General features: G+C 28.6%; 18 protein-coding genes. All 18 read left to right on the plus strand.

Annotation, left to right across the window (positions count from 1 at the left end; genetic code table 11):
• Positions 1 to 59: 59 nt before the first annotated feature.
• On the plus strand, positions 60 to 422 hold the full coding sequence (locus QP548_RS01790) for a CD1247 N-terminal domain-containing protein (RefSeq protein WP_003451464.1): 363 nt from the start codon (positions 60 to 62) through the stop codon (positions 420 to 422).
• Between the two features lie 197 nt (positions 423 to 619).
• Complete coding sequence (spoIIIAA, locus tag QP548_RS01795; protein WP_003451516.1) at positions 620 to 1504, plus strand: stage III sporulation protein AA; 885 nt, start codon at positions 620 to 622, stop codon at positions 1502 to 1504.
• Positions 1505 to 1649: 145 nt separating this feature from the next.
• A complete protein-coding gene (gene spoIIIAB / locus QP548_RS01800) occupies positions 1650 to 2165 on the plus strand; it encodes a stage III sporulation protein SpoIIIAB (protein WP_061428857.1) in 516 nt (171 codons plus the stop codon).
• Positions 2166 to 2240: 75 nt separating this feature from the next.
• On the plus strand, positions 2241 to 2438 hold the full coding sequence (spoIIIAC, locus tag QP548_RS01805; RefSeq protein ID WP_011592695.1) for a stage III sporulation protein AC: 198 nt from the start codon (positions 2241 to 2243) through the stop codon (positions 2436 to 2438).
• Between the two features lie 87 nt (positions 2439 to 2525).
• Complete coding sequence (gene spoIIIAD, locus QP548_RS01810; RefSeq protein WP_061428856.1) at positions 2526 to 2912, plus strand: stage III sporulation protein AD; 387 nt, start codon at positions 2526 to 2528, stop codon at positions 2910 to 2912.
• A 10-nt stretch (positions 2913 to 2922) separates the two neighbouring features.
• A complete protein-coding gene (gene spoIIIAE, locus QP548_RS01815) occupies positions 2923 to 4095 on the plus strand; it encodes a stage III sporulation protein AE (RefSeq protein ID WP_061428855.1) in 1173 nt (390 codons plus the stop codon).
• Between the two features lie 7 nt (positions 4096 to 4102).
• Complete coding sequence (gene spoIIIAF / locus QP548_RS01820; protein WP_061428854.1) at positions 4103 to 4660, plus strand: stage III sporulation protein AF; 558 nt, start codon at positions 4103 to 4105, stop codon at positions 4658 to 4660.
• Positions 4661 to 4695: 35 nt separating this feature from the next.
• A complete protein-coding gene (gene spoIIIAG / locus QP548_RS01825) occupies positions 4696 to 5280 on the plus strand; it encodes a stage III sporulation protein AG (protein WP_011010625.1) in 585 nt (194 codons plus the stop codon).
• A gap of 25 nt (positions 5281 to 5305) precedes the next feature.
• On the plus strand, positions 5306 to 5803 hold the full coding sequence (locus QP548_RS01830; protein WP_003451536.1) for a SpoIIIAH-like family protein: 498 nt from the start codon (positions 5306 to 5308) through the stop codon (positions 5801 to 5803).
• An 84-nt stretch (positions 5804 to 5887) separates the two neighbouring features.
• Positions 5888 to 6277: an Asp23/Gls24 family envelope stress response protein gene (locus tag QP548_RS01835; protein ID WP_003451410.1), complete on the plus strand. Its 390-nt coding sequence runs from the start codon at positions 5888 to 5890 to the stop codon at positions 6275 to 6277.
• Between the two features lie 118 nt (positions 6278 to 6395).
• Complete coding sequence (nusB, locus tag QP548_RS01840; RefSeq protein ID WP_057257478.1) at positions 6396 to 6803, plus strand: transcription antitermination factor NusB; 408 nt, start codon at positions 6396 to 6398, stop codon at positions 6801 to 6803.
• Between the two features lie 49 nt (positions 6804 to 6852).
• A complete protein-coding gene (locus tag QP548_RS01845) occupies positions 6853 to 7686 on the plus strand; it encodes a bifunctional methylenetetrahydrofolate dehydrogenase/methenyltetrahydrofolate cyclohydrolase (RefSeq protein WP_061428853.1) in 834 nt (277 codons plus the stop codon).
• A 1-nt stretch (position 7687) separates the two neighbouring features.
• Complete coding sequence (gene xseA / locus QP548_RS01850; RefSeq protein ID WP_061428852.1) at positions 7688 to 8890, plus strand: exodeoxyribonuclease VII large subunit; 1203 nt, start codon at positions 7688 to 7690, stop codon at positions 8888 to 8890.
• A gap of 18 nt (positions 8891 to 8908) precedes the next feature.
• Positions 8909 to 9136 carry an exodeoxyribonuclease VII small subunit gene (locus QP548_RS01855; RefSeq protein ID WP_061428851.1) on the plus strand — a complete coding sequence of 76 codons (228 nt, stop codon included), beginning with the start codon at positions 8909 to 8911 and terminating at the stop codon, positions 9134 to 9136.
• Positions 9126 to 9998, plus strand: a complete 873-nt coding sequence (locus tag QP548_RS01860) for a polyprenyl synthetase family protein (protein ID WP_003458680.1) — start codon at positions 9126 to 9128, stop codon at positions 9996 to 9998. Before QP548_RS01855 ends, QP548_RS01860 begins: the two co-directional genes overlap by 11 nt.
• A gap of 20 nt (positions 9999 to 10018) precedes the next feature.
• Complete coding sequence (gene dxs / locus QP548_RS01865) at positions 10019 to 11878, plus strand: 1-deoxy-D-xylulose-5-phosphate synthase (protein ID WP_061428850.1); 1860 nt, start codon at positions 10019 to 10021, stop codon at positions 11876 to 11878.
• 11 nt (positions 11879 to 11889) lie between these two features.
• A complete protein-coding gene (locus QP548_RS01870) occupies positions 11890 to 12705 on the plus strand; it encodes a TlyA family RNA methyltransferase (protein ID WP_003458690.1) in 816 nt (271 codons plus the stop codon).
• 84 nt (positions 12706 to 12789) lie between these two features.
• The gene (locus QP548_RS01875; protein ID WP_003478336.1) at positions 12790 to 13620 is read left to right on the plus strand and encodes an NAD(+)/NADH kinase; all 831 of its coding nucleotides are present in this window, start codon (positions 12790 to 12792) and stop codon (positions 13618 to 13620) included.
• Positions 13621 to 13631: the final 11 nt, after the last annotated feature.

Raw genomic sequence — 13631 nt, forward strand, 5'->3', positions numbered from 1 at the left:
AAATAAATTTATGCTAAGCTTAAAAAGCTTAGCATATTTAATATAAGGAAGTGATTTCAGTGAAGGATATTAAAAATAACATTAGCAACTTACTTAAAGCTATGGATAAAAACACTGAGTTAGATAAAGAATTTAAGGATTCCTTACTTAATGTAATTTCATCTTTAGTTGATAAGGTTGAAGAGTTACAAGTTAATGTTGAAACTTTAGATGAAAATGTAAATCTACTAAATGATGATTTAAGTGGAGTACAGGATGAACTTTTTGAGGAGCTAACTTTAGAAGAGCTTGAAGAATATGATGATGAATACTGTGAAGTAGTTTGTGATAAATGTCATAAGCCTATATACATAGAAAAAGATATATTAAACAGATCTGAAAGTATACCTTGTCCTTATTGTGGAAATGAATTTGAAGTTTAATAAACTGTGCCTTATAAAAGGTACAGTTTATTTTTTTGCCCAAAATTAGAAAATACTTAGAATAGTTTTTTATGTAAAGTAATAAATTTAAATAGAAGAGAAGAAGAGATCTCCAAAAAAGATTTATTATTTTAAAAATAATTAGAATAATTTCTTATGTAAAGTAATAGATTTAAATAGAAAGGAGAGGAGGTACTTTGAAAGAAATATTTGATGTATTACCAGATAAGATAAATTCTTGTTTAAAAGATAAAAGTAATTTAAATAAATTACAAGAAATTAGAGTTAAGGTTGGAAAGCCTCTTAACATAGTTTTAGATAATACAGAAACAATTTTTAACTATGTAATAAGGAGAGAGGATGTTAAAGCCATAATTCAAAAAATAAGTAACTACTCTTTATATGCCTTTGAGGAAGATATAAGGCAAGGATATATAACTATCCAAGGAGGGCATAGAGTTGGATTAGCAGGTCAATGTGTAATAGAAGATAATTCTATTAAAACTATTAGAAATATAACTTCTTTAAATATTAGAGTTTGTAGAGAAATAGTAGGCTGTTCAAATAGTTTAATGAATAGCTTAGTAGAAAATAATAGGGTAAATAATACTTTAATAATATCTCCACCTAAATGTGGAAAAACCACACTTTTAAGAGATATTACAAGAAATATATCTAATGGAATTTCTCAAATTGGCTTTAAGGGAAAGAGAACAGTTGTAATTGATGAAAGAAGCGAAATAGCTGCTTGTTACAATGGAATTCCCCAAATGAATGTAGGAATGAGAACTGATGTATATGATAACTGCATAAAAAGTGAAGGGATGATGATGGCTGTAAGAGGGCTTTCTCCAGAGGTTATTATATGTGATGAGATTGGAACTTATAAAGATATGGAAGGATTAATGATGGCATATAATTCAGGAGTTAGTATTATAGCTACATTACATGGAAGAAATGTTGAAGAATTGTATAGGAGACCAGTTTTTAGGGAGATTGTTGAAAATAATATAATAAATAAAGTTGTGGTTCTTAGTGGAAAAAAAGGAATTGGAACAATTGAGGGTATATATAATGTTTAACATAATAAAATTATCTTTAAATTTTCTAGGGGTTATGAAAAATAAGATAACTATTTTCAATTGGTGCTACTAAATTTATTAGAATGAATAAAAGGTATAAAAATAACAAATCTACTAGAAAAGTTATCTTTAATAGGAGGATAAAATGAAAGTTTTTTTTCTGCTTATTATAGTTCTACTTAGTTCTTTAATTGGATACCTATATGGAGAAGGATTTAGAAATAGACTTTCCCAACTTAGAGAGTTAAAAAGAGCTTTAATAGATTTTGAAAATGATATTGTTTATACTTACACTCCTTTACCAGAGAGTATAGAGAGTATAGCGTTAAAAGCTAAAAGTCCAATAAAAGAGTTATTTAATGAAATTTCTTTTAAATTAAAAAATAATGAAGTGGAATATGTATATATGGCTTTTAAAGAAAGTATAAATGAACATAAGAAAGAAATGAATCTAAGGAATAAGGATTTTGAAATTTTATTAGATCTTTCAAAGTCTTTAGGAGAAACCAATGTAGAGGGACAAATTAAGATATTTAATTTAGCAAAGGAAAAGCTAGATATAGAATTAGAGATTGCTGAAGATGAGTGTAATAAAAATACTAAGGTATATAGGTATTTAGGGGTTGCAGTAGGTGCAATGATAGCTATTTTTCTTGTTTAGTCTAATAGATTTTTAGAAAAGAAATTTTACTTTTGGACTATTTAATAAGAGTTAAGTTTTAGGGGGAGGCCATATATGTCGGATTTATCTTTGATTTTTCAGATTGCAGGAGTTGGTATAGTGCTTGTTATACTAGATAAAGTTCTTGAGCAAAGTGGTAAAAAGGAGTATGCAACTTTAGCTAATATAGTTGGGGTAGTCATAATACTTACCATGATGATTCAACTTATAAGTAGATTATTTTCTTCTGTTAAATCTATGTTTTTATTTTAATAGATTTATAAAATATATTGAGAAGGAGGTGTCTATGACAGTAATCTAAGGTTCAAATAAAGAAAAAGATTACTGGCAAAATTAAATATGGATGTAGTTATACAAGTAATAAGCTTTGTACTAATAAGTTTATTTTTATATCTAGTTTTAAAAGATAATAAGAGCACCTTTGCAGTTTTTCTTCTTTTAGGAGCTGGCATAGTAATTTTTCTTTTTGTAATGCCTTATGTTAATGAAATAATAGCATTTATGCAGGATATAGCAAAAGAATCTGGAATGGATTCATCATATATTGCTATAGTTATGAAAATTATTGCCATAGCATATCTTTCAACTTTTTGTAGTTATATATGTAATGATGCAGGGGTCACAGTATTAGGTAAGAAGGTAGAGTTTACAGGAAAAATTATGATTCTATTATTAGCTATACCAATAATGGCTAATATTTTGAATTCTATTTTAAGTATAATGTAGGAGCTAAGATATGAAAAAGTTAATAAACATAATATTATTATCTCTTATCTTTGTATTTTGCTTTAACTTAAAAGTTTTGGCGAATGATAACTTAGAGAGTTCAAAAGAAAAAATAGACAATGACTCAAGAATAGAAAGATTTTATGATTATATAAATAATTTAGAAACAGAAGAAGATATATTAGGCAATATGTCTGCTAAGGAATATATAATGAATTATTTAGAAAGTGGAGAAGATCCAATAACCTTAAAGAAAATAGGTGCTTCAATACTTAGTTATATGTTTAGAGAACTTAACATAGTTTTAAAGTTTATCGCTTCAATACTAGTAATTGCTCTTTTAAGTGCTTTACTTAAAAATTTACAGGATGCTTTTAATATTGAAGAGGGAGTAACACAGATAGCATTTTTTGCCTGCTATGCCTTACTTATAATGCTTTTAACTAAAAGTTTCTTTATATCTCTTAACTTGGGAAAGGAAGTCTTAACTTCAATTATAGATTTTATGAATGTTATTGTTCCAGTTATTGTAATGCTTATAGCTACCTCAGGGGGAGTAACATCAGCTGTTACCATAGATCCCATAGTACTAGGGGCAGTTTCTATAACTCCTAGAATTTACACATACTTTTTATTCCCACTAATATTAGCATACTTTACATTACAGTTTGTTAATAATCTTTCTAGTGAATTTAAAATAGATAGAATGTGTAAGTTTATAAAACAGATTGTTATGATATCTCAGGGATTTATATTAACAATATTTGTTGGAATATTAACTTTAAGAGGAATGACGGCAGATACCTTAGATGCAGTGGCTGTAAAAACAGTAAAATTTGCTGTAGATAATTTTGTGCCTATAGTGGGAAAGGCATTTTCAGATGCAATAACCACAGTGGCAGGATATTCCTTAGCTATGAAAAGTGTAATAACTTCTTTAGGAGTAATAGTTCTAGTTGTAATTGTAATTTATCCAATAATAAAAATAGGACTTATGGCTATATGTTTTAAACTTACCTCCGCGGTTATTGAGCCTGTTGTTGATTCAAAGATTTCTAGCAGTGTGGAAACTGTTGGAGAAGCCTTATTTATGATAATGTCATGCATAATAAGTGTCAGCATAATGTTCTTTATTATGGCATCTATGATGGCTACAGCAGGTAATTTTATAGTAGGAGGATAGAAATAAGATGGAACTTTTAAAAAATTGGATTTCAACCCTTTGCGTTGTTATAGTCATCATATCTATTGCTCATATAATTTTACCTAATTCTTCAATAAAAAAACATGTTAAATTTGCATTTTCATTAATAATACTTTCTGTAATGCTATCACCAATAATAGGGCTTTTAACTATGAATAAGGATATAGATGAAACTGTTTTTCAGGAAAAAATAAGTGATGTTACAAGATCTGATGAGGAAAAAAAGTCATTATATGATGAAGAAGCAATTTTAAAAAGTGTTGAGAAAAACTTAGAGAAGTCATTAAAAGATGAATTCTATGAGAATGAATTTGAGGTTAATTTAATTGGGAAAATAGATTTTGACGAAGTGAAATTTAATATAGAAAAAGCAGAAATTATAGTTTTAGATGAAAAAAAAGTGAAAAAAGTAGATAAGGTTGTTGTTGGAAAAGAAAAGGTTAATAAAGAAGAGAAAAAGGATTCTTTTTTGGGAAAAATTGAAAAGTTTGTTGAAAAGGAACTTGAAATTTCTCATGAAAATATAATTGTTTCATATGCCTAGGAGGGGGTATAAAGGTGCAGGGGTTCAAAGATAAAATGTCTAAAATTTTGAAACAGAAGAATATTACTAATTTAATAATACTACTTTTATTAGTTATAATGTTTTATTTAGTTGTGTCATATTTTACAGGTGTAAACAATATAACTAAGAGTGAGAAAACTAATTTAGAAAAAGTATCAAAAGAGGATATGAATAGTAATAGCCAAAAAGATTCAGAAGTTTTAAGTTATCAAGAAAAACAAGAAAAAGATTTAGAGAGGATATTAGGAAAAATAAATGGAGTAGGATCAGTAGATGTAGTAATAAACTTTCAAAGCAGTGAAGTAAAAGTACCAGCTGTAGATAATTCTTCTCAAAAAAGCACTACAGAAGAAACTGATAGTGAAGGAGGAACAAGAGTTAATTCACAAGAAACAGATGGAGATAAAATAGTTATGTCAAATAGCTCTAATGGAAGTGAACCAGTTATATTAAAAACAGAAAAGCCAGAGGTTTTAGGAGTCATGGTTGTGGCTGAGGGTGCAGAAGATAGCAAGATAAAGTATGAAATAACAAAAGCAATATCAAGCTTATATAACATAAGTGTTGATAAGGTAAATGTATTAGCAATGAAAAAATAAAATTAAAATTTATGGGAGGTTCATTATGAACAGAAAACAAGCAGGGATAATTTTAACACTTTTAGCATTAATAGTTTGTACTGGCGTTCTAGCAACTAGAGTTAACAATCAAATTAAAGAGAGCATGGGAGAAGTTCCTACAGCTTTTGGAGAAAATGATGACAATGCAACTGAAACATCTTCAAATTATTTTTATGAATCAAGAAATTTAAGAGAACAAAAAGATTCTAAAACTATCGATAACTTAAAAGCTATAGTAGAAGATAAGAACACTTCAGCAGAACAAAAAGAAGAAGCTGAAAAAGAATTAACTGAAAAAACTATGGCAAGAGATTATGAAACAAGAATAGAACTTAGTATAAAGAGCAAAGGTTATGAAGATGTAATATGTTTTATAGATGGTGATAATGCTAAGGTTGTAGTTAAGACTAATGAGGAGTTAACTCAAGAGAAAATGGTTGAAATCCAAGATATAGTTATGAATGTATCAAAAGTATATGACGTTGATATAGAAAAAAAATAATTAATTGTATTGTAATTAGTTATTTGCTATAATGAACCTATAACTAATTAAGTTTCGTGAAGATTAGTAGGAGGGTTCAGCTTTATGAATGAAATGAATAGAGATGAAGCTAACTTAGGTATAGTTAATATATCTGATGAAGTTATCGGTGTCGTAGCTGGTATAGCTGCATCTGAGATAGACGGAATACTTGAGATAAATCACAATAATAGCACTGGAATAGGACATAAATTTTCAAAGAAAAGTTTAGGTAAGGGCATTAAGGTTAATGTGGAGAATGGTGAAGCAGTTATAGAAATTGGTGTTACTGTTCAATACGGAATTAAGATCCCTGATGTAGTTTCTCAAGTGCAGGAAAACGTAAGAAGGACTGTTGAAGCTATAACTGGACTTAAGGTGGCACTAGTGAACATATATGTGCAAAACATAATTATCTTAAAAGAAGAAGATAAAAATGAAATATTAAAAAAATAGTAGTCACCCTCTGATTTCAGAGGGTGTTTCATTGTGTTAAATCATTAACTATATGATTAATAATATAAATTAAGACAATAATACTAAATAGAGTATTTTCAAAACATAGGAGGATATAATGAATAGAGTAAAATCAAGAGAATATTTATTACAATTAGCTTACCAAATGGAAATAACTTCAGAAACTGCATTAGAAACTTTCAATTCTTTTATGGAGAACGAAGACATTTCTAAGGATGACTTAGATCTAGCATACATAAAGTCAGGATTATTAGGAATAGAAGAAAATAAGGAAAAGTTAGATTCTTTAATAGAAAGTCAACTTGTAAAATGGAAATTAAACAGAATTTCAAAAGTTAACTTATCAATTTTAAGAATCTCTACATATGAAATGTTATTTGCAGAGGATGTACCAGGAAAGGTATCAATAAATGAAGCTATTGAATTATGTAAAAAATATTCAGATAATAAATCAGTTTCATTTATAAATGGAGTTTTAGATAAAGTGTATAAAAATATGCAATAGGAGCTAAAATTTATATTTACTAGAATGATAAGATTTGGAGGGGCAGGTAATGGATAAAATTTTAAGCGGAAAAACAGTGGCTATAGACATAAAGGGGCAAATTAAGAGTTATACAGAGGAATTAAAAGCTTCTGGAAAGTCTTTAAAAATATCGTCTATACTAGTTGGGGATGATGGAGGCTCAGTATATTACCAAAACTTCCAAGAAAAATTAGCTAATAATTTAGGAATAGACTTTGAGAAGATAAAATTAGATGAAAGTATTTCAGAAGAAAATCTGAAACTTAAGATAGAAGAGTTAAATAAAGATGACAGTGTAAATGGAATAATGCTTTTATTACCTTTACCAAAACATATTGATGAGAGAGCAGTTACAAATTTAATAGATGCAGATAAAGACTTAGACTGCCTTTCAGAGGTAAGTGTAGGTAGATTCTATAAGGGTGAGAAGTGCTTTATGCCATGTACACCAAACAGTGTAATAACTCTTTTAAAAGCTTATAATGTTGAAATTGAGGGTAAAGAAGTTGTTATTATTGGAAGAAGCAATATAGTTGGTAAACCTCTTTTTCAAATGTTTTTAAATGAAAATGCTACAGTAACAGTATGTCATTCAAGAACTAAGAACTTAAAAGAAGTTTGTAAGAGAGCTGACATATTAGTAGTAGCTATTGGAAGGGCTAATTTCATAGATTCTTCTTATGTTAGAGAAGGAGCGGTTGTTATTGATGTAGGAACTAGTGAGGTTAATGGTAAAATAACGGGAGATGTTAATTTTGATGATGTTTATGAAAAAGCATCATTAATTACACCAGTTCCAGGAGGCGTAGGTTCTTTAACTACGACTCTTCTTTTAAAAAATGTTTGTAAGGAGTTAGATTAGAATGAAACTAAAGACATTATCTGTTGGTGAAGTTAATAACTACGTTAAAAAGTTAGTTGAAAATGACTTTATATTAAAGAATCTTAATGTCAAAGGTGAAATATCTAATTTAAAATTCCATTCAAGTGGTCATATTTATTTTTCATTGAAAGATGAAAATAGCAAGGTTAACTGCATTATGTTTAAAAATAATGCAGTTAATTTAGATTTTAGACTAGAAGAAGGAATGAAGGTAGAAATAAAGGCTAGATTAGGTGTTTATCATAAAGAAGGAACTTATCAGCTTTACTGTGAAAATATTAAAAAAGCAGGAATTGGAGAACTTTTTGAAGAATTTCATAAATTAAAAAAAGAGCTTAGTGAAGAAGGAATTTTTGATGAAAAATACAAAAGAGCCTTACCAAAATTCCCTAAAAGAATTGGAATAATTACAGCAAGGACTGGAGCAGCAGTAAGGGATATAATAAACGTAATACAAAGAAGAAATAAATCTTTAGATATTATTTTATATCCAGCTAAGGTTCAAGGAGAAAATGCAGCAGATTCAATAATTGAGGGTATTAGATATTTTAATAATGAGAAATCAGTTGATGTTATCATCTTAGGTAGAGGTGGAGGATCTATTGAAGAACTTTGGGCTTTTAATAATAGAGACTTAGCATATGAGATATTTAATAGTAGAATACCTACTGTATCAGCTGTTGGCCACGAAGTAGATTTTACTATTAGTGATTTTGTAAGTGATATGAGAGCACCTACACCATCAGCAGCAGGAGAGTTAGTATCACCATCATTACAAGAAATGATAAATGATTTGTTAAATAAAAAAGAGTTCTTACATAGAGCCATTGATAGAAAATTTTTAAATGCAAAGAAAGATTTAGATTTACTACACAAAGGATTAAAAGGTAATAATCCTAAACATATAATTGAAAAAAGAATAAAAGAAGTAAATTCCTTAGAAGAAAAGTTAAACTTTTTAGGAAAAAGAAAAATTGATAAAGCAAAAGATGAACTTATTGCTTTAAATAGTATATTACAAACCTTAAATCCATTAAACACCTTAGGAAGAGGGTATTCAGTAATAATGGATAAAGAAGATAAAGTAATTAACGAAGTAAGTGAATTAAAAAAGAACGATATGGTAAAAGTGATAATGAAGGATGGTTCCGTTAATATAGATATAAAAATTATTAATGAATAAGGAGCAAAGAGAGATAAAATGGCTAGAAAAGAAACTAATTATGAAAGTATGGTTAGTGAATTAAATGAAATCGTAAAGCAACTGGAAAATGGAGATTTGACCTTAGAACAGTCTATAAAAAGCTATGAAAATGGCGTTAAAATAGTAAATAAACTATATAAGAAGCTAAGCACTTTAGAAGGCAAAATAAAGGTTGTTGAAGATGAAAAAGAGGAAGACTTTGGAGGATACAGCAATGAATATTAATAGCTTAAAAGAGGAAGTTGATCAATCTTTAAAAGCTTATTTTAATAAAGATAGAGAATATAATAAAGTTTTATATGATTCAATGGCATATAGCATAAATGTAGGGGGAAAAAGAATAAGACCAATCTTAATGCTTTTATCTTACTATATTTATAAAAGTGATTATAAAAAAATATTAACACCTGCAATGGCCATAGAAATGATACACACTTATTCTTTAATACATGATGATTTACCATGTATGGACAATGATGATTTAAGAAGAGGAAAACCTACAAATCATAAGGTTTTTGGAGAAGCTATTGCTGTTTTAGCTGGAGATGCCCTTTTAAATGAAGCTATGAAAATTTTAGTTGATTATTCTTTAGAAGAAGGAATAAGTGCATTAAAGGCAACTAAAATAATTGCAGATGCAGCAGGATCAGATGGAATGATTGGTGGGCAAATTGTTGATATAATAAATGAAGATAAGGAAGAAATTTCTTTAAAAGAATTAGATTATATGCATTTAAAGAAAACTGGAGAACTTATAAAAGCTTCAATAATGTCTGGAGCGGTTTTAGCAGAAGCTTCAGAGGGAGATATTAAAAAATTAGAGGATTTTGGATATAAGTTAGGCTTAGCATTTCAAATAAAAGATGATATATTAGATGTAGTGGGAAATGCAAAAGATTTAGGGAAGAATGTTCACAAAGACCAAGAAAGCAATAAAAATAATTATATAACCATTTTTGGATTAGAAGAGTGTAAGAAAAAATGCGTGAATATAACTGAGGAATGTATAGAGATATTAAGTTCAATAGAAGGAAATACGGAGCCTCTAAAAGTTTTAACAATGAAACTTTTAGAGAGAAAATTTTAATAATAAAGGATTTGGTTTAAATGAGTGAAGTTCTACAGAGAATAACTGATCCTAAAGAAATAAAGGATTTAGATGAGAAAGAATTAGAAATATTAGCTGAAGATTTAAGAGAATTTTTAATTGAAAGTGTTTCAAATACTGGGGGACATTTTGCTTCAAACTTAGGAGTTATTGATCTAACAGTAGCTTTATTTAAAAATTTTGATTTTAGTGAAGATAGAATAATATGGGATGTTGGACATCAATCTTATGCTTATAAGATATTAACAGGAAGAAAAGATAAATTTAATACTTTAAGACAATATGGCGGATTGTGTGGTTTTCCTAAGAGAACAGAAAGTGAATATGATTTTTTTGCCACTGGACATAGTAGTACATCACTATCTTCAGCAGCAGGTATGGCTAGAGCACAGAGGCTACTTGGAAAAGATAATAAGGTTATAGCAGTTATAGGTGATGGAGCCTTAACTGGAGGTATGGCCTTAGAAGCCTTAAATGATATTGGGTATAGAAAAGATAATCTTATAATAATATTAAATGATAATCAAATGTCTATATGTAAAAATGTTGGAGGACTTGCAACCTATTTAAATAAGCTTAGAATGGGTGTAGGTTATAATAAATTAAAATCAGATATTGGATCAACTTTAGATACAACTTCTTTTGGGAAAAGAGTAAAGAACTCTCTTTCAAAATTAAAAGATGGTATTAAAAAAATTGTTGTACCAAGTATGTACTTTGAAGATATTGGATTAAAATATTTTGGTATAGTAGATGGACATAATATTAGAGAGTTAAATGAAGTTTTAAGCATAGCTAAAAATATAAAAGGACCAGTTATAATACATACAGTTACTAAAAAAGGAAAAGGCTATGAATTAGCAGAAAAAAATCCTAATAAATATCATGGAGTATCTCCTTTTGATTTAGGGGAAGGAGTAATTTCAAAGTTTGCAAGTAGAAATTATTCTTCTACCTTTGGAGAAGAAATGATTAAATTAGCTAAAAATGATGACAAAGTTGTTGCAATTACTGCTGCTATGCCAGATGGAACAGGGTTAAAGGAATTTAGAGAAGAATTTCCTGATAGATTTTTTGATGTAGGAATAGCAGAACAACACGCTGTTACCTTAGCTGCTGGAATGGCAGCAGAGGGTTTAAAACCATTTTTTGCAGTTTATTCAACTTTCCTACAAAGAGCTTATGATCAAGTTTTACATGATGTATGCATACAAAAGCTACCTGTTACACTTTGTTTAGATAGAGCTGGCTTAGTTGGAGAAGATGGAGAAACTCATCAAGGTATATTTGATATTTCATTTTTATCTCCAATGCCTAATATGACTATTGTTGCACCTAAGTGTATAGATGAAATGGAAGTTATCTTAAAATGGGCAAGTAATTTTAATGCACCTTTAGCTATAAGATATCCAAGAGGTGGAGATATTGATGTTAATTTAAAACCATTAAGTAAAATAGAATATGGAAAATGGGAAAAGGTTCAAGAGGGAGAGAAAATAGCAATAGTTGCTACTGGTAAAATGGTTCAACATGCTATGATTGCTGCACAAAAAATAAAAGAAGAAAAAAATATAGATATTTTAATTATAAATGCAACCTTTATAAAACCAATAGATAAAGAATTATTAAATTCCTTATCAAAGGATGGATTTAAGATTGTAACTATTGAAGATAATATTAAAAAAGGTGGCTTTGGAGAAGGCGTTCTAGAATATTTAAATGAAATTGGACATAAAGAAAAAATTGTTACATTAGCATTTAATGATAAGTTTATAGAACATGGTAAGCCTGATATTTTATATAAAATTAATGGGGTAGATGCAGAGGGAATAAAAAACACATTAATTGAATTACTTTAAAGGAGAAAATTATGGCAGAAAAAAAAGAGAAAAAAGAAAGACTTGACGTACTTCTTGTTGAACAAGGTATTGCTGAGTCAAGAGAAAAAGCTAAAAGATATATAATGGCAGGTATGGTATTCATAGGAGAAAAGAGAGTTGATAAGGCTGGAGAAAAGGTTCCTGTAAGCTCAAATATCATATTTAGAGGAGAAAAACTACCTTTTGTTAGTAGAGGTGGATTTAAACTTGATAAGGCAGTTAAATCCTTTGGAATAGACCTTAAAGGAAAGAGATGCTTAGATATTGGAGCATCCACTGGTGGATTTACTGACTGTATGCTTCAAAATGATGCTTCAAAAGTATTTTCAATTGATGTTGGTTATGGACAATTTGCTTGGAAACTTAGAGTAGATCCAAGAGTTGTCTGTATGGAAAGAACTAACGTAAGATATGTAACCCCAGAGCAAATAGGAGAATTATGTGATTTTGCATCAATAGATGTATCTTTTATATCACTAACAACAGTTTTGCCAGCTGTACTTAATCTTTTAAATGATAAGGGAGAAGTTATGGCTCTTATTAAGCCTCAATTTGAAGCTGGCAGAGAAAAGGTTGGTAAGAAGGGTGTTGTAAGAGAAGCTTCTACTCATAAAGAAGTAATTAAGAAGATTGTTGATTTTGCTTTATCACACAAATTAAATATATTAGGTCTTGATTTCTCTCCTATAAAAGGACCTGAAGGAAATATAGAATATTTAATATATTTAAAGAAGGATAACAATACAGAAGAGTTTGATTATAATATTATAGATGAAGTTGTAGATAAATCTCATAGTGATTTATAAAAATTAAATTATTAAATAAGAAATATTAATTTTATAATTACTTTAGATAAACTGCATAGTTAAAGTAAAGGTGTGTTTTGGGGCATGAGAAATATAGGAATTATAATTAATAAAGAAAAAGATAAAGAAAATAAAATTTTAAATTTGGTTATTTTAAAGGTTAAAGAATATCTAAATCCTGATGAAATAAAAGTTATAGACCAATTTTATAAGGGAGATTATAAAGATTTAATGTCTTTAGATCTTTTAATAGTACTTGGTGGAGATGGAACGCTTTTAGGTGTGGCTAGAAAATTCTCTACAGTTATAGATACTCCAATTTTAGGAATTAACATTGGAAATTTAGGCTTTTTAGTTACAGCTGAGATAAGCGAATTAGATGAAGCTTTATATAGAATAAAGGTTGGTGATTATAAGGTAGAGGAAAGAATGTTACTTTCTTGTACTATAGAAGGGGTAACTTGTTCAGAGGAAAGGGCTTTAAATGATATTGTTGTTGCTAGGGGAACCTTATCTAGAATGGCACAATATGAGGTCTTTATAAATGATGAACTTTATGCTACTTTTAAAGGGGATGGAGTTATAATTTCTACACCAGTTGGATCAACAGCCTATTCTTTTTCAGCTGGAGGCCCACTTATAATGCCAGATTTACAAATAGTATCAATAGTCCCTATATGTCCTCATACACCTAATTCAAGACCTATGATAATAGATGGAAATAACAAGGTAAGAGTTAAGCCTCTTATTAATGAATCAGATGTCTTTGTTACAATAGATGGACAAAAAGCATTAAAGTTAGAAAAACACAATGAAGTTTTAATAAAAAAAGCAAAAGAATTTTTTAGAATAATTTCATTTGATAATAAAAGTTATTTTAAGGTACTAAGGAAAAAATTATTTAAGATAGAATAAATATTATGAAG

Origin of the sequence: Clostridium sp. UMB9555A (genome assembly GCF_030222355.1) — a bacterium.
GTDB lineage: Bacteria > Bacillota > Clostridia > Clostridiales > Clostridiaceae > Sarcina > Sarcina perfringens.

Coding starts and splice junctions, on each gene's coding strand:
- QP548_RS01835 (WP_003451410.1), top strand. CDS start 5,888: ATGAATGAAATGAATAGAGATGAAGCTAACTTAGGTATAGTTAATATA.
- nusB (WP_057257478.1), top strand. CDS start 6,396: ATGAATAGAGTAAAATCAAGAGAATATTTATTACAATTAGCTTACCAA.
- spoIIIAC (WP_011592695.1), top strand. CDS start 2,241: ATGTCGGATTTATCTTTGATTTTTCAGATTGCAGGAGTTGGTATAGTG.
- QP548_RS01830 (WP_003451536.1), top strand. CDS start 5,306: ATGAACAGAAAACAAGCAGGGATAATTTTAACACTTTTAGCATTAATA.
- QP548_RS01875 (WP_003478336.1), top strand. CDS start 12,790: ATGAGAAATATAGGAATTATAATTAATAAAGAAAAAGATAAAGAAAAT.
- spoIIIAD (WP_061428856.1), top strand. CDS start 2,526: ATGGATGTAGTTATACAAGTAATAAGCTTTGTACTAATAAGTTTATTT.
- QP548_RS01860 (WP_003458680.1), top strand. CDS start 9,126: ATGAATATTAATAGCTTAAAAGAGGAAGTTGATCAATCTTTAAAAGCT.
- QP548_RS01855 (WP_061428851.1), top strand. CDS start 8,909: ATGGCTAGAAAAGAAACTAATTATGAAAGTATGGTTAGTGAATTAAAT.
- spoIIIAB (WP_061428857.1), top strand. CDS start 1,650: ATGAAAGTTTTTTTTCTGCTTATTATAGTTCTACTTAGTTCTTTAATT.
- QP548_RS01870 (WP_003458690.1), top strand. CDS start 11,890: ATGGCAGAAAAAAAAGAGAAAAAAGAAAGACTTGACGTACTTCTTGTT.
- spoIIIAE (WP_061428855.1), top strand. CDS start 2,923: ATGAAAAAGTTAATAAACATAATATTATTATCTCTTATCTTTGTATTT.
- QP548_RS01845 (WP_061428853.1), top strand. CDS start 6,853: ATGGATAAAATTTTAAGCGGAAAAACAGTGGCTATAGACATAAAGGGG.
- dxs (WP_061428850.1), top strand. CDS start 10,019: ATGAGTGAAGTTCTACAGAGAATAACTGATCCTAAAGAAATAAAGGAT.
- spoIIIAG (WP_011010625.1), top strand. CDS start 4,696: ATGTCTAAAATTTTGAAACAGAAGAATATTACTAATTTAATAATACTA.
- xseA (WP_061428852.1), top strand. CDS start 7,688: ATGAAACTAAAGACATTATCTGTTGGTGAAGTTAATAACTACGTTAAA.
- spoIIIAF (WP_061428854.1), top strand. CDS start 4,103: ATGGAACTTTTAAAAAATTGGATTTCAACCCTTTGCGTTGTTATAGTC.